At 73.5% G+C, this 21,761-nt stretch carries 4 protein-coding genes and 1 pseudogene; 2 read left to right on the top strand and 3 right to left on the bottom strand.

Annotated elements, in window-relative coordinates; genetic code table 11:
• Positions 1-549 precede the first annotated feature (549 nt).
• Positions 550-4,431: a wHTH domain-containing protein gene (locus tag ACZ52J_RS41625; protein ID WP_465626539.1), complete on the bottom strand. Its 3,882-nt coding sequence runs from the start codon at positions 4,429-4,431 to the stop codon at positions 550-552.
• Between the two features lie 938 nt (positions 4,432-5,369).
• Between ACZ52J_RS41625 and ACZ52J_RS41620 the strand changes: the two genes are divergently transcribed.
• Positions 5,370-5,879, top strand: coding sequence for a hypothetical protein (locus ACZ52J_RS41620; protein WP_465626537.1), 510 nt, complete (start codon positions 5,370-5,372; stop codon positions 5,877-5,879).
• 341 nt (positions 5,880-6,220) lie between these two features.
• On the opposite strand, the pseudogene ACZ52J_RS41615 reads toward ACZ52J_RS41620, so the two are convergent.
• A pseudogene (locus ACZ52J_RS41615) lies at positions 6,221-6,529 on the bottom strand (transposase); the annotation flags it as partial.
• A 239-nt stretch (positions 6,530-6,768) separates the two neighbouring features.
• Positions 6,769-7,962 carry a cytochrome P450 gene (locus tag ACZ52J_RS41610; RefSeq protein ID WP_465626535.1) on the bottom strand — a complete coding sequence of 398 codons (1,194 nt, stop codon included), beginning with the start codon at positions 7,960-7,962 and terminating at the stop codon, positions 6,769-6,771.
• Positions 7,963-8,794: 832 nt separating this feature from the next.
• Between ACZ52J_RS41610 and ACZ52J_RS41605 the strand changes: the two genes are divergently transcribed.
• Positions 8,795-21,761: type I polyketide synthase (locus ACZ52J_RS41605; RefSeq protein WP_465626533.1), on the top strand; the 12,967-nt coding region annotated here is incomplete at its 3' end.

Raw genomic sequence — 21,761 nt, 5'->3', positions numbered from 1 at the left:
AGACCGCAGACTCCCGCCCACGACCAGGACGAGCACCCCGGACAACCGTCACGCCAGCCCCTCCGACCAGCATGTTCGAAGATGGCGAAGGCTCACTGGTCAGCCACGGCACCACGGTCAAGCCCTCGGCGCCGGTAGGTTCGTGCCCACCAGCCACAGGAGGACCCGTGCCCAAGACCGTCACCCGCCGCAAGATGGGGCCCCTTCGCCCTCGCAGACCACACCTTCATGGTGATCTGCACCGCCGGCCTGTGGCCCCCGTCCTCCTCATGGCCCGCCACGGCCGCAAGACCGTGACCAAGTACCACGGGTTCCCCGAGGCCTGACACGACAACGCCCCCTCCCGGGCGGGGGCGTTATGCTGCCCGCGATCGCAGACGCAACGTTCCGGCGAAACAGGGCCACGGGTCACCCTCGCGAGCGTGGGGCCATCGTCCTCCCCGCACCCGCGGGGGTCAGCCGTTGTTGATGACGTCGCCGCCGGCGTTGAGGTCCTCCCCGCACCCGCGGGGCCTGCCGGGCGTTTACCGTGGCGAGGCGTCCGGACGGTCACGCGAGCGGCACCCGCGCCAGGGCCGCGCGCACCGTGGCCGCCAGGTCGCCGACGTGGACGCCGAGGTCGCGCAGGTGGCGGGCGGTCTGGGCGATGGGCAGGTCGACGCGGTGGGCGATGCGGACGAGTTGGGCGAGCGGCATGGGCGGGTCCATGGGCTGCGGCATCGCATGTTCGTCGGCGGTGAGCAGGCGCAGGGCCTCGCGTTGGGTCAGGTCCGGGGGGAGGTCGTCGTGGGAGACCCGAAGGCCGTAGGAGCGCAGCCGGGTGGCTAGTTCCCTGGGGCGACGGTCGAGGTCCCGGGCGGCCAGGGCCAGGAGGAAGAACGGGATCTCGTCGTCGGGGCTGAGCCGGAACCACCAGGGGGTGTCCGGCCGGTCGTAGTTGTCCACGTCGATCTGCAGCAGGTCGTCGTGGCGGAAGAGCTCGCGGTCGAGTTCGCCGGGCCGCTGCGGCAGGACCATGCCGACCCGCACCCGGTAGGCCGCGAGTCGGCTGGTCAGCTTCCGCAGGCTGAGGCCCAGTTCCTGGGACACCTCGATGAGTTGGTGGAAGCTCGGCGCGCGGTCCGTCCGGAAGGGCGACCACTCGACCTCCCAGTCACCGGCCAGCAGGCCGAAGTCGTCTGGGGATTCCCGGCACTGCGCGGGCGGCGGGAGGGTGAAGCCGAGGCGTGCGTACTCGGCCCGTACCTCGTGGGCGGGCAGTTCCAACCAGTCCTGGGCGGCCACCAGCTGCCACGGCGGGAGCGGGCCGGTGGCGCTGACCCATGGCCATGCGCCGGTGTGGTCCCGGCTGAGCCACCGCACATAGTCCTCGTCCGGCCGTTCGGGGAAGTCGAAGGGCTCCACCTCGAGGCCGTAGCGTTCCAGCCGGTGCCGCACCTGCGCCGGGCTCAGTCCCGTTTTCAGGGCGGCCTGGGCCACGTGGCCGGGCGGCACGGGGCCGGTGTCCGAGATGCCGCGGTATTCGACGACCTCGCAGTCCTGGTGGAGCAGTCGCAGGTCCGTCTCGTCGGGCATGCCCGCCGCTGTAGCGTCCGGTAGGACGGTGATTCCGTGGGCCCGCATGGCGGCCGCGGCCTGCGCCACGCTCACGCCGAGTCCCTCTCCGACCTCCAGCAGATCGCCGATCGTCGCGTGCGAACGGCGGCGATCGTACGGCTGGTCGAGCCAGGTCATGTCCGAGGTGTCCGCCCACTCCTGCGTGTCGAGGGAGGCGGGCACCACCAGGTCGCTGACGCCGAAGAGCCGTCGCCGCTGCGCCGTGGCGGCCGGGTCGCAGCCGAGCCGCCGGGCGACGCCGAAGGCGTCCGAGGGCCGGGTGAGCCCGAACACGCCGCGCTTGCCGGTGAACAGCTCCGGGTCCGACGGGCGGGCTCGGACCGTCCGGCGGGGCTCGGCGAGTTCCGGTACGAGCTCCGTCAGCTCGCGGGCCAGATCGCTCTCGGGGTGGGCGAGGACGCGCCACAGCAGGATGTGGTCCGGTATCGAGAGGTACACGGCGTCCGACGACCGTTCCGCGCGCCGGTTCGTCAGCAGGCCGTCGAGGAGCTTGCGGTCCAGCGGGAAGCAGCCGGCCGTGGCGGGTACGGCTGCCCGGCCGCGAATACGGAACGCCGCGCCCGCTTCGAACGCGGCTTCGGCCACCAGGTCCGCGATGCGCGGGCTGCTCTCGGCGACCTTCTCCATCCACTCCAGGGTGAGGAACCCCGCGCCGCTCGTCACCAGGGCGCCGGCCGCCGCGGCCAGGAGTGCCTCGACCCGGGGCGAGATGTCGTCCAGGACGGTGAGGCGGTCGGAACTGAGCCGGCGCGGGGCGTGGTCCCCGGAGAGGTTCACCACGACGCCGTGGAGGCCGGTCAGCACCCCGACCCGCTGTCCCGGCTCGATCGTGAGGCCGTCCACCAGCAGCAGGCCGCCGTCCTCGCGCCAGATGACCTGGGCGCCCGGTGGGCCGTCCGTCCATTCCACCAGACTGCTGAGGTCCGGGCCGCCCGTCTGTACCCTGCCCGGCCCCCGGAGGACCCCGGGCTCCCACTCCGTCCTGCGCCCGCCGTGCCGCGCCGTCGTCGGGAACTCGGCGATGTGCAGCACCGCCGCGAGCGCGTCCAGGCCGGACCAGGAGCGGCGCCGGTCCCGCAGGTAGAGCCGCACCGTGGTCCCGGGCCGGGTGCCCCGCTCCTCCTTCTCGACGATCCGGAACAGGTGGTTGGGCCCGAGGATGTGGGCCTCCACCAGCGGTCCCGGCATGCCGTCGAGTCCCATGCGGCAGGACGTCACCCGGATCTCGTCCGCGAGCATGAAGTAGGACAGGACCCCGATCCCGAACCGGCTGTTGGGGTGCAGCCGCACCGGGGGCTCCACCCGCTCCCACTGCGCCTGTTCCAGCAGGAAGTCGGGCTGCTCGGCGAAGCGGGCGCCGGCGTTGGAGAACACGCCGCGCAGCTCCGCCTCGCTCATGCCGATGCCGTCGTCGGCGCACTCCAGGTACTCGCGGCCGTCCTCGTCGACGCCCTGGACGAGGTCGATCCTGCCCTCGTACGGGTGGAAGGGCCGGCCGGAGCGCTCCAGGTACTGGGTCCTGGCGCGGCGGTAGCGGCACGCGTCGAGGGCGTTCTGGTACAGCTCGCGCACCGCGAGGCCGTGGTCCTTGTAGAGCTGGGTGCCGGTCAGCAGGCCGCGCACACGGCGGTCGTCGAGCCGGAAGCGCGCGCTGCTGGTGAAGGTCCCCGGCGCGGGGACGACGCCGTCGGCGGAGATCCGAGCGGGCAGCGGCGGCAGGGGCCGGGCGATGCGGTCGGGCAGGGCGATCCGGTCGGACAGGGCGCGCCCGACCGCGAGGAGCAGTCCGTCCAGCCGCTGCGCGTGCTCGCGCAGGGCCTCCACGACGGCCTCGTGCTCGCAGACCGCCTTGAGGACGGGCAGCTCCGGGGATCCGCTCCACGTCGACCTGGCCAGGGTGCGGCGCAGCCCGTCGAGGTCGACGGGGTTCGGGACCCCGATGTGCTCGACCACCGTGTCCGGGAGGACGGCGGGTTCGATCGCGGCGCCGTACGCGACGGCGAGCAGCAGGCCGGCCCGGCGTTCGCGGATGCGCTGGCGTCCGGGCCCGGGCAGGAGTTCGTCGGCCTCGAGCTGGCCGAGGTGCTCGGGGTTGCAGATGTCGGCGCCGATCCGCAGGCCGGCGAGGATCCGGGCCAGGCGCCGGACGTTCAGCGCCTCGGTCAGCGGGCCGCTCCCGGCGGTGAGTTCGGGCGCGAGCGTGGACGCGAGATCCGGCACGAGATCTGGCACGAGATCTGGCGCCAGTTCGGCTTCGAGTCCGGCGAGGCGGTCCGCCCCCTTGTCCTCCTCGGCGAGCCAGCGCCGGTACAGCCACCACCCGGTCGCCGGCGCGGCCTGCGGGCGCAGCCGGGCCCGGTTCACCAGCAGGTCGTGGCCGGCCAGGAAGGACTGGTAGCCGGCTCGCCGGCCCGTCGCCGCGCGCCGGGGGCGCAGGTCGGTGGGGTCGGCCTCCAGCCGGGAGGCCAGGAGCAGGAGTTGGTGGGTCTGGTAGAGGTAGGGCAGCAGGACGAGCAGCCCGGCCTCGGCCGGGTAGAGGTCGAGCGCGCCGTCGGGCTCGCCGAGCAGCCATTCCACTCGGTCCGCGAACCGCGTCGCGAACCCGGGGTCGGCCCACGGGTCCCCGGCGGTCCTCTGCTCGGCGCGGTCCCGGACGGCGGCGAGCCGCTCGGCCAGCCGGGCGGCGTGCTGCCGGTGGGGCTCGGCGTCGCGCGGTGCGGCGTGGGCCCAGACGCCCGACTCCAGTACGGCGCGGACCCACGGCTCGCTGGGCGGGGCGGGATCGGCCGGAGCGGGGGTCGTCTGGAGCGTCATCGAGCCCACCTGGATGACGGTTTTCTGGTTCCCCCCGCCGATGGTGTTCGTGACGTTGTACCGATCCACCCGTTGTCCTCCCCCGGTCACCGCGTGGGGGACAGCTTAGGTGGACGGGGCGGCGGGCCGTCGTGCGGGTGAACGCCGCCGGAGGCGACGGTCGCGAGGCCCCGAAGACCGGCCCCGGCCGGAGCTGAGCGCCCGGCCCGTTGCGGGACCCCGTCGCTGGTGGCGAGAGCGGTCGGGTGCTCGCTCCGGATCCGCTCTTCGCCTGCGGTGGCGGGAGGATCCGGCAGTCGTTCACGCGAGCTGTGCGGGCTGCGGGGCTGCGGTGCTCGGCCAGATGTACGAGGCGTGGTCGTGGGGGCTGACGGCGGTGGCGGGCGATGTCGTCGTGGAAGCCGGAAGCCGGAAGCGAGGTCGCCAGTGGCGGCGATCGCGGCAGCGTGCGGTGCGTCGACGGGGACGACGCGATGACTTCCCGTGTGCACATGGCCCAGAGCCGCACGGTGTCGGCGCTGCTGCTGATGACCTCTCGGCTGGCGTTGTGGGCAGCAGGTCGGCGGGAAGGTACGGACGGCTGGGACTGTGTCCCGTCACCGCGCCGTATCCCAGGCGGTGGCGCGGAGACCTCCTTTCGTCACGGCCGGGCGGGCGTCCTCCCCGCACCCGCGAGGCCAGCCGTCACCCGGTCAAGGCTGGCGGACGAGTGTTGCCTGGGGTTGCCCCGGGGATGCGATGGCCCCCGCAGTCGAACCCGTCAACCGCCTGGGGAACGACCACGAGCAGCCCTGTCCGGCCCCGCACCGGAGACCGCTTTCGGGGATCGCCGTCGACTGCCACTGCCGCGCGTGTTGTGGAGAATCCGTGCTTCGCCGGCCACTCACCGCACCGGAGCGCTACGTTGGCGGCTGCCGACTGTGGGGAGAACCGTCGACATGACCATCGACCAGGCCGCCCTCGGCCGCGCGGTGAGGGCGGTTGCCACCGCCGCGCACGCCGATGACGTGGCCGCGCTGTACCGGGCCGTGATGCCACCGACAGGGACGGACACACCACCGGCCGAGGCCGCGACCTGGTTCGGGACGCTCCTCATCCACCTGGCACTCACGGCGGCGACCGCTTCGAAGCTCGAACCGGGCTGCCACCGGGACGCCGTCTCGGAGTGGATCGGGCGGGAATTGGGCCCGCCGCCCACCCCGGCACTGCTGCGCGCCGCGGACCCCGGCCGCATCGACCACGTCGAAGCCGTGAGCGCCGCAGCGGACTACTCCCGCTACCACGAGTACGCCGTCGACCTGGTCCGGGTGGGCCTGACCGACCCGGCCCAGGAACCGGACGAGCGAGGCGTCGACGCCCATTGCGCGGTGACGAACGACCAGGACGCGCGGATCACCGTGATGGCGATGCTCGGCCGCCTCATCCCCGTTCCCGGCGACCGAGGCTGACCTTGCCGCTCCGGAAGCTCGCCTGAACCACGAACCTGTCGACGGTCCCGGCAGCTCAGCTCATAGGGGACATGGGGATGCCGGTCGCGCAGACCGGCGAGTGATGCCGTCCTCCTCGGGCAGTCCTCCCCGCACCCGCGGGGGTCAGCCAGCTGTGCCCCCCCGTCGTGGCCGGGTGGGGTGTCGTCCGGGTTGATGCTGATCATCGCCCAGGCGTAGTGGCGGTCGCCCTTGGTGCCGTGCCCGGTCCGCAGCCGTTGCCAGGCCCGCCGGGGCAGCTTGGCCAGCAGGGCGGTGGCGGTGACGCGGTGGCCCGCGGGGACGGCGACCGTGTAGTCGTAGCCCAGCTCGCGTATCCGCTCTCGGAGTTCACGCCCGCCGTAGACCTCGTCGGCGGCGGCCCACCGGGCCGGGAGCCCGGCGTCGCGGGCGCCCTTCAACATGGCGGCGGCGAGCTGGGGCTTGGTGGTGAAGGCCAGCTCGTCCGGGACACCGGTCAGGTCGCGGCGCTCGTCGTCGGCGGCCCAGTCCTTCGTCAGGTACAGGGCCCGGTCGACGATGGCGTGGCCCAACTCGTCCGCTTCCTGCGAGCCGAGCGGATCACCGTGGTCGATGTCGACCGGCCCGACCGCAAGGCCCGCCGCGCACACGGCAAGTCCGATCCCGTCGACGCCTACGCCGCCGCGACCGCCGTCCTGTCCGGCCGGGCCGGCGCCCGGCCTGGGCCGTCAACCGCTCGGCGGCCCCGTAGACCGCATGGACGCCGACGAGTTCGCCGTGCCGGTCGTACCGCAGGTCGAAGGTGGTGGAAGGGCCGCCATCGGTCGTGTCGTGCCCCGACCGGTCGATCCGGTCCAATTCCCGCGCCTGCGGTATGAGAGACCACGGATCACCAAGTGACCGGCAACGCCTGCAGGCCGCGGAAGACCAGTTCCGGCACGTAGGTGAGCTCGGACTCGTCAACGGCGAGGCGCAGTCCCGGATACCGTTTCACCACGGACCCGATCGCCACCCGCATCTCCCGGCGGGCCAGTATCGCGCCGAGGCAGAAGTGCGGCCCGTGCCCGAAGGCGAGGTGCGCTGCCGGTCCTTCGCGCGTGATGTCGAAGCGGCCGGGATCCGGGTACACACCGGGGTCGCGGTTGGCCGCGACGATGACCGGTAACACCGGTTCGCCCGCCCCCAGTTCGACGCCCTCCAGATCGACGGGCTCGGTCGTGACCCGGACCTCGGCCGAGGTGAAAAGCCTGCTGTAGCGCAGTAGTTCGTCGACCGCCGGTCCGATCAGGTCCGGTGACGACCGCAGCAGCGCGAGTTGGTCCGGGTGGCGCAGCAGGGTCAGCAACGAGTTGCCCAGCTGGTTGACGGTCGTCTCGTGGCCGGCGATCAGCAGGCCCTCGAGGTTGGCCAGCAGCTCGGGTTCGGTGAGGTGGTCGCCCTCGTCGTTGGCGGCGACCATCGCCGAGATCAACCCGTTGTCCGGGTGAGCCCGCTTCTGACGCACCAGATCGGCGATCCAGTCCTGCATCTCGCTCTGTGCGGCCCGCAGTTCGTCCGAAGTGATGTCCGTGACGAACAGCCGCCTGGTCCACCTGCGGATGGCCTCCGCCTCGGAGTAGGGCACGCCGAGCAGCTCGCAGATGACCATCAACGGCAGTGGAGCGCAGAGACCTGCCACAAGATCCGCGGTCGGATCGAGGGAGTCGAGCAAGGAGTCCACAGTGGACTGCACGCGTGGCTCGAGCTGATCGACCATGCGTGGGCTGAACGCCTGCGACATCAGCTTGCGCAGGCGGGCGTGGCGCTCGCCGTCCAGGCTGGAGACCAGTAACGGGTCGGCGGCGACGGACAGTTTCAGCGGGCCGCCCGGAAGTGTGGCCGCCTCCCGGCTGAACCGGCTGTCGCTCAGAACCTGGCGCACCGCCTTGTGGGAAAGGGCGAGCCAGACGTCTGCCGTACCCATCGTCGCGAGGACGACCGGAGCCCGCGCGAGCAGAGCCTCGGCTTCGGGCTCGTTGTCGAGGTGGTGTGGTGTGGTGAAGGGAAACGTGGCTTGCATCGCTGCCTCCTGACTGGATGTCACCAGGCCCGGGCGCCGGGTGCCGGGCGCGAACGGCCGGGACCGATGCGCGGATCGGTGACAGCTGGGTTGTGTGCCGCCGGGGGCGGTGGCGCTTCGCGATCGTCTCGAAGTGGATGGGGGTCGAACGGTTCAGCCGGAGCTGTCGGCGGCGCCGGTGGGCGGTTCGCTCGAACCGGGTCGTGATCGCCGTGCGGAGTTCTCCCGGGTGGCCGGATGACGGGCGAGGACGTTCTTCTGCGCGAGTGCGAACGGGATTCTAGGGCGTTGTCACCGGCGGCGTCGACGGTGCCCATGAACCCGGCCCGGTCGTGGCGGTGCAGGGCGTGGACGCACTTCCGTGACCGCACCGGCGGGTTCACCGGCGGGTTCACCGGCAGGTCCGCCGGCGGACACTGCGACGGGCCGCCCGTATGAACGACGCGTTTCATGGGGCACGGGACGGATCCTGCCACGGTGCCTCTTTCGTGCAGGCATATGACGTTGTGATGTGCCTCCTTTGAGACAGCCTTCGCCTGACCTGTGGCGAGGGCGTGATGTTGCTGCCATGCTCATCTGCGCGGCGGAACGATCATCGCCTCGACCCCTACGCTCACGCTCAGCTCACCAGTGCATCCTCCTCGAAGTGTGTCGCCGATGCTGTCGCTTTCGAGGACCGCTCCACTGATCCAGAGGCCCGAAGCGCGGGCGAGTCCGGGTTCGGATACCACCGGGTCGCCGGGCTGCCCGCGCGCTCGATGCTCCGGCCGCTTGCGCGGCCGGAGCCGCACCATCGGGACTGCTACGGAAACACCCCGCCTTCCTTCATCCCCCCGGCCCACGAGGTGTCGATGTGATGCGCTTCCCCCTGGATTCGGACGCTGATCGTGTCGCTGTCATCGGAATGGCGGGCAGGTTGCCGAAAGCCCCGGATCCGGGGGCGTTCTGGCGACTGCTGTGCGACGGGGCCGACGCGATCACCGCGCCGCCCGTGGGTCGGCAGGGCGTACGGCACGGCGGCTACCTGGACCGGGTGGACGGCTTCGACGCGGCGTTCTTCGGTGTGTCCCCCCGTGAGGCCGTCGGCATGGACCCGCAGCAGCGGCTCATGCTCGAACTCGCCTGGGAGGCCCTGGAGGACGCCCGGATCGTGCCGAGCACGCTGACGGGCGGCCCGACGGGGGTGTTCGTCGGCTCGATGTGGGAGGACTACACGTCCCTGGCCTACCCCGGTCACATCACGCCGCACACGCTGACCGGCACCAACCGGGGCGTCATCGCCAACCGTGTCTCGCACTTCCTCGGTGTGCGCGGACCGAGCATGACGGTCGACACGGCCCAGTCGTCGGCGCTGGTCGCGGTGCATCTGGCGGTCGAGAGCCTGCGCCGCGGCGAGTCGGCGCTCGCCCTGGCCGGCGGGGTGAACCTCAACCTGACCGCCGCCCGCGAGGAGGGAGCAGCGGAGTTCGGCGGCCTGTCCCCGGACGACCGCTGCTTCACCTTCGACGCCCGGGCCAACGGCTTCGTCCGCGGCGAGGGCGGCGCCTTCCTCGTCCTGAAACCGCTGGACCGGGCCCTGGCCGACGGGGACCGCGTCTACGGTGTCATCCGGGGCAGCGCGGTCAACAACGACGGCGCCACACAGAGCCTGACCGTGCCCAGCGCGCAGGCCCAGGAACAGGTCATCCGCGAAGCACTGGCCCGCGCCGGCGTGCGTCCCGCGGATGTGCAGTACGTGGAGCTGCACGGCACCGGCACCGCTGTCGGCGACCCCATCGAGGCCGCCGCCCTCGCGGCGGCCTACCGCGACCCGGCCGAGTCCGGCGACGCCGACAGCGCCCTGCGGGTCGGATCCGCCAAGACGAACGTCGGCCACCTGGAAGGCGCCGCGGGCATCGTCGGTCTGCTCAAGGCTGTCCTCAGCGTGTACCACCGCGCACTGCCGCCGAGCCTGAACTACGAAACCCCCAACCCCGGCATCCCTCTCAACGCACTGGCGCTGCGGGTCCAGACCGCACTGACCCCCTGGCCGCGGCCGGACGCGCCCCTGCTCGTCGGCGTGTCGTCGTTCGGCATGGGCGGCACCAACGCGCACGTGATCGTCGAGCAGGCGCCCGATGCGGCCGCGCCGCCGGCCCGGCGGCCCGCTCCCGAGGCCCGGCCGGCGCCGTGGATCGTCACGGCGCGGACCAAGCAGGCGCTACAAGCGCAGATCGAGCGCCTGCGCGAACACGTGCGCAGCCACCCGGACCTGACCGGCGCCGAGGTCGCGCACGCGCTGGCCACCACCAGAACCCGCTTCGCGCACCGCGCGGTCCTGCTCGACTCCGCCCAGGTCGCCGCCGACCGGGCCAGAACCCCGGGCCGTACCGTCTTCGTGTTCCCCGGCCAGGGCGCGCAGTGGGTCGGCATGGGCCGGGAGCTGTACGCCGCGTACCCCGTCTTCCGGGCCGCCATGGACGAGTGCGCCCAGGCCCTGGCCCCGTACACCGACTGGTCCCTGGCCGATGTCCTGGACGGCGCCCCGCTCGACCGCGTGGACATCGTGCAGCCCGCCCTGTTCGCGGTGATGGTGTCCCTGGCGGAACTGTGGCGCTCCTTCGGTGTCGAGCCCGACGCGGTGGTCGGGCACTCGCAGGGCGAGATCGCCGCGGCATACGTCGCGGGCGCGCTGTCGCTGTCCGACGCGGCCCGGATCGTGGCACTGCGCAGCCGCGCGCTGGTGGCGCTGACCGGCCGGGGCGGCATGGTGTCCGTGGCCCTGTCCGCCGAGCGGGCCGAGGACTACGTGTCGCGCTGGGGCGGCGCGCTGACGGTCGCCGTGGTCAATGCCACCGGCTCGGTCGTGGTGTCCGGCGACACGCGGGCCCTGTCCGAACTGGTCGAGTCCTGCGCGGCGGACGGTGTCCGCGCACGCGTCGTCCCGGTGGACTACGCCTCCCATTCCGCGCACGTCGAGGCGATCCGTGAGCGGCTGCACACCGAACTGGACGGTGTGCGGCCGCGGCAGGGCACCATTGCGTACTACTCCGCGGTCACCGGCGGCGTCCTCGACGACACCACGGAGCTCGACGCCGGCTACTGGTACCGCAACTTGCGCGAGCCGGTCCGCTTCGACCTGGCCACCGCCGCACTGCTGGCGGACGGGCACGACGTCGTGGTCGAGGTCAGCCCGCACCCGGTGCTGCTGCCCGCCATCGAACAGATCCTGGAACAGGCCCGCGAGCGGACCGGCGTGCCCGGCGTCGCCACCGGCACGCTGGGCCGTGACCGGGGCGGGCCGGACGTCTTCCTGACCGCGCTGTCCCGGCTGTTCGTGGCCGGCGTGCCGGTGGACTGGTCCCCGGCCGTCGCCGAGGCCGCGCCGGTCGACCTGCCCACGTACGCCTTCCAACGTCGTTCGTACTGGCTGCCCGAAGCGACAGCCGGGCAGAGCGGACGGACCCCGGCCGGCCCGGGGACGCACGCAGCGGAGACCGCCGCGCCCGGCCGGCCGGACGGCGGCCCGGAGACCGGGGACACCGGGGCGGGCGGTACGGACACGGGCGGCCCCGAGTCGGGCGACACGGTCGACGCGGCCGCCGTGGTCACCGCGCAGATCGCGCTCGTGCTGGGCCACGAGAACCCCGCGGACATCGATCCCGCGCTCACCTTCAAGGACCTCGGCTTTGACTCGGTCACCGGGCTCGAACTGCGCAACCGCCTGGCCGGCGCCCTGGATCGGCAACTCCCCTCCGGTCTCGTCTTCGACCACCCGACGCCCGCGGAGCTGATCGACTGGCTGCGCACCGGCCCCGGCGACCGGCCGGCCCCCGCCGCCCAGGCCGCCCACGACGACCCGGTCGTCATCGTGGGGATGGGCTGCCGCTTCCCCGGCGGGGTGGCCTCGCCGGACGACCTGTGGCGGCTCGTCGCGGAGGGCGCGGACGCGATCGGCGACTTCCCGGACGACCGCGGCTGGGACCTGGGCGGCCTGTACGACCCGGAACTGCGCGGCGCGGGCACCACGTACACCACCCGGGGCGGGTTCCTGGAGGCGGTGGCCGGCTTCGACGCTCCGTTCTTCGGCATCTCGCCCCGCGAGGCGCTCGCCATGGACCCGCAGCAGCGGCTCGTGCTGGAGACGGCCTGGGAGACCTTCGAGCACGCCGGGATCGACCCGGCCTCGCTGCGCGGCAGCCACACCGGCGTGTTCACCGGCGTCTGGTCGTCCGGCTACGCGACCGGGCCGGGCCTGCCGGAGGACCTGGAGGGTTACCTGTTCACCGGCGTTGCGACCAGCGTCACGTCCGGCCGGGTCGCCTACCACCTCGGGCTGCGCGGTCCGGCGCTGTCCGTGGACACCGCCTGCTCGTCGTCCCTGGTCGCCGTCCACCTGGCCGCCCAGGCCCTGCGCGCGGGCGAGTGCTCGCTGGCGCTCGCCGGCGGTGTCACGATCATGGCGACACCGCTGGGCTTCACCGAGTTCTCCCGCCAGCACGGCCTCGCGGCGGACGGCCGCAGCAAGCCCTTCGCCGCCGCGGCCGACGGCACCAGCTGGGCCGAGGGCGCCGGCTTGGTGCTGCTGGAACGTCTGTCGGACGCCCGCCGCAACGGCCACCGGGTGCTGGCGGTCGTCGCGGGAAGCGCGGTGAACCAGGACGGCGCGTCCAACGGCCTGACCGCGCCCAACGGCCCCTCCCAGGAACGCGTCATCCGTCAGGCGTTGGCGAACGCCGGGTTGGAGGCGTCCGAGGTGGACGCGGTCGAGGCGCACGGTACCGGCACCACTCTCGGCGATCCCATCGAGGCCCACGCCCTGCTGGCCGCCTACGGCCGGGACCGGGACGAGCCGTTGTGGCTGGGGTCGGTGAAGTCGAACATCGGCCACACCCAGGCCGCCGCCGGCGTCGCGGGCCTGATCAAGATGGTCATGGCGATGCGGCACGGCGAACTGCCGCGAACCCTGCACATAGACGCCCCCTCCCCGCACGTCGACTGGGCCTCCGGCGGCGTCCGGCTGCTCACCGAGGCCCGGCCGTGGCCGGAGCACGAGCACCCGCGCCGCGCCGGCATCTCGGCCTTCGGCATCAGCGGCACCAACGCCCACCTGATCATCGAGCAGTCCTCCGACCCGGACCCCGGCCACCTTCCCGAACCCGTCGGCCGGGCCGCCCCCACCGCCTGGCTGCTGTCCGCGAAGACCGATGCCGCGCTGCGCGCCCAGGCCGAGCGGCTGCACGCGTACGCGACCGCCCACCCCGACGTCCCGGCCGCCGCGATCAGCCGCGCACTGGCCGCCCGCACCCGGTTCGAGCACCGGGCCGCGGTGGTCGGCGCCGAGCGGGACGACCTGCTGTCCGGCCTGGCCGCGCTCCCGCCGGGACTGCCGGGACTGCCGGGCCTGCAGGCCCGTACCGGCGGGACCGTGTTCGTCTTCCCCGGACAGGGGGCGCAGTGGGCGGGCATGGGCCATGACCTGTACGAGCAGTCCGAGGTCTTCCGCGCCGGCATCGACGCCTGCGCCGCCGCCCTGGCCCCGTACACCGACTGGTCGCTGGTCGACGAACTGCGCCACGGCTCGCTGGACCGCGTCGACGTGGTGCAGCCGGCCCTGTTCGCCGTCATGGTGGCGCTGGCCGACCTGTGGCGGTCCTACGGCGTGCAGCCGGACGCCGTGGTCGGCCACTCCCAGGCGGAGATCGCCGCCGCGTACGTCGCCGGCGCGCTGTCGCTGCGGGACGCCGCCAAGGTCGTGGCGCTACGGTCCAGGGCACTGGCCGTCATCGCCGACCGGGGCGGCATGGTGTCCCTCGCGCTGTCCGTCGAACAGGCTGCCGGCTACCTGGCCCGCTGGGGCGAGCGGCTGACGACCGCCGTGGTGAACGGACCCGCGGCGGTCGTGGTGTCCGGCGGCCTCGACGTGCTGGACGAACTGCTGACGGCCTGCGAGGCCGACGGCATCCGCGCCCGCCGCCTGCCCGTCGACTACGCCGCCCACTCCGCGCAGGTCGAGGCGATCCGCGAGCAACTGCTCACCGAACTGGCCGACATCACCCCCCACTCGGCGGCGATCCCGTTCTACTCCACGGTCACCGGCGAGCCGCTCGACACCTCTGCCCTCGACGCCGGCTACTGGTACCGCAACCTCCGCGAACCCGTACGGTTCGACCTGGCCACCGCCCGCCTCACCGCCGACGACCACGACCTGTTCCTGGAGGTCAGCCCGCACCCGGTGCTGGTGCCCGCGCTGGACGTCGCCGCCACCGGAACACTGCGCCGCGATCACGGCGGCCTCACCGAGTTCCTCGCCGCGGCGGGACGCCTCTACGCCGCCGGAGCCGACGTCGACTGGATTCCGGTCCTGCCCCGCACCGCACCCAGGGCGGACCTGCCCACGTACGCCTTCCAGCGCGAGCCCTACTGGGTGACCGCGACCCCGCCGGTGCCCCGTGACGACTGGCGGTACGAGGTGGCATGGGCGCCGACGAGCGGAACCGCGGCCCCGGTGGACCCGGCTCGCTGGCTCGTCCTGGCCACGACCGGGCACCCGTGGGCCGAGGCCCTGCGCGAACGGGGCTTCGCGGTGGCCGACACCTGGGACGTGGCCGACACCGGGGACGCCCGGCACGGGCCGGACGGTGTGCTGTCGCTGCTGGCGCTGGACGACGAGCCGCACCCCGACCACCCGGTGCTCCCGGCGGGCCTGGTCCGCACCCTGGATCTGGTCCGCCCCCTGGACCCGGCGCGGACACCGGCCGTCCCGCTGTGGTGCGCGACCAGCGGCGCCGTGAGCACCTCGGGCACCGACCCGGTCACCAGCCCGGCCCAGGCCCTGGCGTGGGGCACCGGCGCGTCCGCGGCGCTGGAGTTCCCGCACGGCTGGGGCGGCCTGGTCGACCTTCCCGCCGTGCCCGACGAGGAGAGCGTGAACGCGCTGCTCGTCGTGCTCGCCGGCACGGGCGAGGACCAGGTGGCGATCCGCGGCACCCGGCGCTTCGCCAAGCGGCTGCGCCGCAAGGCCTCATCGGGCCCGGCCGCGCGGCCCTGGCGGCCGCGGGGCACGGTGCTGGTCACCGGCGGCACCGGCGCGCTCGGCGGACATGTGGCCCGCCGCCTCGCGCGGCAGGGCGCGGAGCACATCGTGCTGGCCGCCCGCCGCGGCCCCGACGCACCCGGCGCGGCCGGCCTGCGCGACGAACTGGAGGCAGCCGGGGCGCGGGTGACGGTGGCGGCGTGCGACGTGGCCGACCGGGACGCCGTGCGGGACCTCGTCGAGCGCGTCGGCGACATCCGCGCGGTCTTCCACACCGCCGGCGTGATCAGGGCGACCAGGCTGGCCGACACGACACCGGCGGAGTTCGCCGAGGTCATCATGGCCAAGGTCGCCGGGGCGGCGAACCTGGCGGAACTCCTGCCGGACCTCGACGCCTTCGTCCTGTTCTCCTCCACCGCAGGCGTGTGGGGCGACGGCCACGGCGCGGCCTACGCCGCCGGCAACGCCTTCCTCGACGCCCTGGCCGCACAGCACCGCGCCCAAGGCCGCGCCACGACCTCCGTCGCGTGGGGCATCTGGGCCGAAGGCGGCATGGCGGCCCTGGAGTCCGTGCAGCGCCAGCGCACCCTGCTCGGCCTCGGCGAACTGGACCCGGGCCGGGCACTCGACGCGCTGCAGGACGTCCTCGACCACGACGAGGCCCTCGCGGTCGTGACCTCGGCCGACTGGGCACAGTTCGCCCGCGCCTACACCCACGCGCGGCCGAGCCGGCTGCTGCGGGACCTGCCCGAGGCCCACAGCCGGCCGCAGGCCCCCCGACCCGCGCCCCCCGCCGGCGGCACCGACCTGCTGGAGCTGATCACCACCCACGTCGCCGGGGTGCTGGGACACGCCACCCCCGAGCGGCTCGACCCCCGGCAGGCGTTCAAGGACCTGGGCTTCGATTCACTGACCGCGGTGGAACTGCGCAATCGCCTGACCGCCGCGCTCGGGGTGAAACTGCCCGCCACCCTCGTCTTCGACCACCCCACCCCGGCACGGCTGGCCGCCCACCTGTCCGGCGAGTCCGGCCAGCAGGACGCGCCGCACGCCCCGGCCGCGACGGACGAGCCGATCGCAGTCATCGGCATGGGCTGCCGCTACCCCGGAGGCGTCGGCACCCCGGAGGACCTGTGGCGGCTGGTCGCGGACGGCGTGGACGCGGTCGGCGACTTCCCCGCCGACCGGGGATGGGACATCGACCGCCTGTACGACCCGACGGGAAGCCGGCCCCGCACGTCGAGCACGTCCCAGGGCGGCTTCCTCGACGCCGCCGGCGACTTCGACGCGGCGTTCTTCGGGATATCGCCCCGCGAGGCGCTCGCCATGGACCCGCAGCAGCGCATCCTGCTGGAGACCGCGTGGGAGACCATCGAGTACGCCGGCATCGACCCGACCACGCTGGAGGGCACACCCACCGGCGTGTTCACCGGCATCTGGTCCACCGGCTACGCCGCCGGGCCGGTCCCCGACGACCTGGAGGGCTACCAGGTCACCGGCACCGCGTCGAGCGTGGGGTCCGGCCGGCTGGCGTACCAGCTGGGCCTGCTCGGCCCGGCACTGTCCCTGGACACCGGCTGCTCGTCGTCCCTGGTGGCCCTGCACCTGGCCGCGCAGGCCCTGCGCTCGGGAGAATGCTCCTTCGCCCTGGCCGGCGGCGTCACCGTCAACGCGGCACCCACGCTGTTCACCGAGATGTCCCGGCAGGGGGCGAGCGCGCCCGACGGCCGCAGCAAGTCCTTCGCCGCCGCGGCCGACGGGGCGGGCTGGGCCGAGGGCGCCGGCCTGCTGCTGCTGGAACGCCTGTCCGATGCCCGCCGCAACGGCCACGAGGTGCTGGCGGTCGTCCGAGGCTCGGCCACCAACCAGGACGGCGCGTCCAATGGGTTGACCGCGCCGAATGGTCCGTCGCAGGAGCGGGTGATCCGTCAGGCGTTGGCGAATGCCGGGTTGGAGGCGTCCGAGGTGGACGCGGTCGAGGCCCACGGCACCGGCACCACTCTCGGCGATCCCATCGAGGCTCAGGCACTCCTGGCGACCTACGGCCGGGACCGGGACGAGCCGTTGTGGCTGGGGTCGGTCAAGTCGAACATCGGCCACACCCAGGCGGCGGCCGGCGTCGCGGGCCTGATCAAGATGGTCATGGCGATGCGGCACGGCGAACTGCCGCGAACCCTTCACGTGGACGCGCCCACCCCGCACGTCGACTGGGCCTGCGGCCAGGTCCGCCTGCTCACCGAACCGGTCGCCTGGCCCGGGACCGGGCGGCCACGGCGAGCCGCCGTCTCCGCCTTCGGCATCAGCGGCACCAACGCCCACGTCATTATCGAGCAGAGCATCCTCGAACAGCCCGCCGAGGCCGACTCCGCCGCACCCTCTCCCCGGGGCCGCGCGGACGACCAGGTCCTCTGGCCGCTGTCGGCCAGGTCCGAGGCGGCGTTGCGGGAGCAGGCGCGCCGGCTGGGTGCCTTCACCGCGGTACGTCCCGAGGTGGGCCCGGCGGCGGTCGGGGGCGCTCTGGCTGCCCGCACCGTGTTCGAGCACCGGGCCGTGGTGGTGGGCGCTGCCGCGGCCCTGGACGCCCTGGCGGAGGGGCGGTCGGCGCCGGGTCTGGTCACCGGGACCGCCCGTTCGCTGGGTCGTTCGGTGTTCGTGTTTCCGGGGCAGGGTGCGCAGTGGGTGGGTATGGGTGGGGAGTTGTACGGCTCGGAGGCGGTGTTCCGGGAGGCGATCGATGCGTGTGATGTGGCGTTGGCGCCGTACACGGATTGGTCGTTGGTGGAGGTGCTGGTCGGGGGTGGCTCGTTGGAGCGGGTGGATGTGGTGCAGCCGGCCCTGTTCGCGGTGATGGTGGCGCTGGCCGAGCTGTGGCGTGCTCATGGTGTGGAGCCTGATGCCGTGGTCGGGCATTCGCAGGGGGAGATCGCGGCGGCGTATGTGGTGGGGGCGTTGTCGTTGGACGACGCCGCCAAGGTGGTCGCCCTGCGCAGCAAGGCCCTGGTCGCCTTGGCCGGACACGGCGGCATGGTCTCGGTCGCGCTGTGCGCGGACGACGCCGCCGGCTACCTGAGCCCCTGGGGCGACCGGATCACCGTCGCGGTGGTCAACTCCGCCTCGACCGTCGTCGTGTCCGGCGAACCCGGGGCCCTGGACGAACTGCTGGCAGCCTGCGCCAGGGACGGCATACGCGCCCGCGCCATCCCCGTCGACTACGCGGCGCACTCGGCGCAGGTCGAGGCGATCCGCGAGCGGCTTCTGACCGACCTCGCGGACATCCGGCCCCGGCCTGCGGCGATTCCCTTCTACTCCACGGTCACCGCGGAACCGGTCGACACCTCCGCCCTCGACGCCGATTACTGGTACCGCAACCTCCGCGAACCCGTACGGTTCGACCTGGCCACCGCCCGGCTCACCGCCGACGGCCACGAGGTGTTCGTGGAAGTCAGCCCGCACCCGGTGCTGGTGCAGGACCTGGACGGCGTGGCGACCGGCACCCTGCGCCGCGACCACGGCGCCATCGGGGAATTCCACACCGCCCTGGCCCGCCTCCACGTCCAGGGCGTCGCCGTGACCTGGCCGCACGACCGCCCGCACGGCGTCAGGCTGCCGCGCTACGCCTTCCAGCGCAGCACCTACTGGCTCACCCCCGCGGCCGGCGACCACGGCACCCGGCACCCGCTGGCGGGCACCACGGTCGAATTGCCCGACGGGAGCACCGTGCACAGCGGCCGCGTCTCCACCCGCACCCACCCCTGGCTGGCCGACCACGCCGTCGACGGCACGGTCCTGCTGCCGGGCACCGCCTTCCTCGAACTCGCAACCCTGGCCGGCGGGACCCTTGACGACCTCGTCCTGCACCTGCCCCTCGCGCTCTCGGACACACCCACGGACATCCAGGTCTCGGTCGGCGCCCCGGACGACGCCGGCCGCAGCCCGGTCACCGTGCACTCCAAGGGCGGCGACGGCTGGGTCCGCCACGCGTCCGGAACTCTCGGCGGCCAGGTGACGGCCGGACGCCTCGACTGGCCCACGAGGAACGCCGAACCCGTGGACCCTGAAGGGTTCTACGACTTCCTCGCCGGACTCGGATACCAGTACGGACCCGCGTTCCGGGGCGTGCGGGAGTTGTGGCAGGGCGAGGACGAACTGTACGCCGAGGTGTCCGTCCCCGACGGCGCCGGCTTCGGCATCCACCCCGCGCTCCTGGACGCCGCACTCCAGCCGCTGATCCTGCTCAGCCCCGACACCCGGGTCCGGCTGCCGTTCTCCTTCTCCGGCGTCGCCGTGCACACCACCGGTGTGTCGTCCGCCCGGGTCCACCTGGCCCGCACGGGCACCGACACCTACCGCGCGACACTGACCGACCTGTCCGGCAACCCGGTCGCGGACATCACCGCGCTGACCGTCCGGCCGGCCGCCGAGGCCCGGGCCGCGGTGCTGCACACCCAGTGGGTGCCCCTCACCGCGAGCACACCGACCGAGGTGGTGCCGAGCCCGGTACTCACCGCGGAAGCCGACGCGGACTCCGTGCACGGCCTCGTCCAGCGGGCCCGCGCGCTCGTCCAGGACTTCCTGGCCGAGCAGCCGGAGCGGGCGGCCGCACGCCTGGCCGTCCTGACCCGCGGCGTGGCCGGCGCGGCCGTACGCGGCCTGGTCCGCAGCGCCGCCGCCGAGCACCCCGGCCGGTTCGTCCTGGTCGACATGGGCGACGCGTCCGAGGAGGACGCGGTCCGGGCCGCCATGACAGCCGGCGACGAACCCGAACTGGCCCTGCGCCGGGAAGGCGTCCTCGTGCCACGGCAGGCCAGGTACGCGCCGGAACCGACCGCCCCCGACGGCGCGTACCGGCTGAGCGAGTCCGGCACCGGGCAACTGGACGACCTGGCCCTGCTGCCCTGGCAAGAGGCCGCGCTGGAACCCGGACAGGTCCGGGTCGCCGTACACGCGGCCGGCCTGAACTTCCGCGACGTGCTCATCGCCCTCGGCATGTACCCGGACCGGCCCCCGTTGGGCGGCGAAGGGGCCGGCACCGTCCTCGAGGTCGGCCCCGGCGTCACGGCCTGGCGGCCCGGCGACCGCGTCATGGGAATGATGCCCGGCGCCTTCGGGTCGCGCGCGGTCGCCGACCACCGGCTCCTGACGGCGATCCCCGACGGCTGGAGCTCCGCCGAGGCGGCGTCGGTGCCCGTCGCGTTCACCACCGCCTGGTACGGGCTGTTCGACCTCGGCGAACTGCGCCCCGGCGACCGGGTCCTGGTCCACTCCGGCGCGGGCGGTGTGGGCATGGCCGCCATCCGGTTGGCCCTGAACAGCGGCGCGGAGGTCTTCGCCACCGCGAGCCCCGCCAAGTGGGACACCCTGCGGCGCCTCGGACTGCCGGACGACCACATCGGTTCGTCCCGCGACACCCGGTTCGCCGACCGGTTCCCGGCCATGGACGTCGTCCTCAACTCGCTCGCGGGAGAACTCACCGACGCCTCACTGCGGTTGCTGGCCGACGGCGGACGGTTCGTCGAGCTGGGCAAGACGGACGTCCGCTCACCCGAGGGCCTGACCTACCGGGCCTTCGACCTCAACGACGTCGACCCCGCGCGGCAGGGCGACATCCTCTCCAGGGTCGTGGCGATGGTCGCCGACGGGACGCTGGAGCCGCTGCCGGTCACCGCCGCGGACCTCCGCCAGGCCGTCGACTCCTTCCGGCTGATGAGCCAGGCCCGCCACACCGGCAAGATCGTCCTCACCGTCCCCCAGCCGATCGACCCTGACGGCACCGTGCTGATCACCGGCGGCACCGGCACCCTCGGCCAGGCCGTCGCCCGGCACCTGGTGTCCCGCTACGGGGTACGGCACCTGCTGCTCGTCAGCCGCGGCGGCGGCGCGGTGCCGCACCTGGAGGCTCAAGGGGACGTCGACGTGCGGGTCGTGGCCTGTGACGTCGCGGACCGGGACGCGCTGGCGGCCGTACTGGACTCGATCCCGGCCGAGCATCCGCTCACCGCCGTCGTCCACGCGGCCGGCGTGCTCGACGACACCGTTGTGGAACGGCTGACCGCAGAGCAGCTCGACCGGGTGCTGCGTCCCAAGGTCGACGGCGCCTGGCACCTGCACGAGCTGACCCGCGAGCACGACCTCGCCGCCTTCGTGCTGTTCTCCGCGGCCGCGGGTGTACTCGGCAACGCCGGCCAGGCCGGCTACGCGGCCGCGAACTCCTACCTCGACGCGTTCGCCGCACACCGGCAGACCCTCGGACTGCCCGCCGTGTCGATGGCCTGGGGCTACTGGGAGCAGGAGAGCGGCATGACCGCCCACCTCACCGCGGCCGACCGCCAACGCCTCGCCCGCAAGGGCATCCGCCCCATCAGCGTCGAACGCGCCCTGGCCATGTTCGACACCGCGCTGGCTGCCGGACGTCCCGCGCTGACCACGGCCGACATCTCGATGCCGCAGACCCTGCCGACGTCAAAGGCCCCCGCGTCGGACCTGCTGTCCCTGGTCGCCGCCCACACCGCCACCGTCCTCGGCCACTCCGACGCCGCCGCGATCACCCCCGGACTCGCCTTCCGCGACCTCGGCTTCGATTCCCTGACCTCCGTCGAACTGCGCAACCGCCTCGCCGGCGCCACCGGCCTGCGGCTGCCCGCGACCCTCGTCTTCGACCACCCCACCCCCGCCGACCTCGCCGACCACCTCACGGCCGAACTCTCCGGTGCGGATGTGGTGCCGGTGTCGGTGGTGCCGGTGGTGTCGGTGGGTGATGGGGCTGATCCGGTGGTGATCGTGGGTATGGGGTGCCGGTTGCCGGGTGGGG

This window comes from Kitasatospora sp. NPDC034035 (assembly GCF_055575755.1).
The sequence above is the reverse complement of the archived record's forward strand: the minus strand, read 5'-3'. Positions and strand labels throughout refer to the sequence as shown.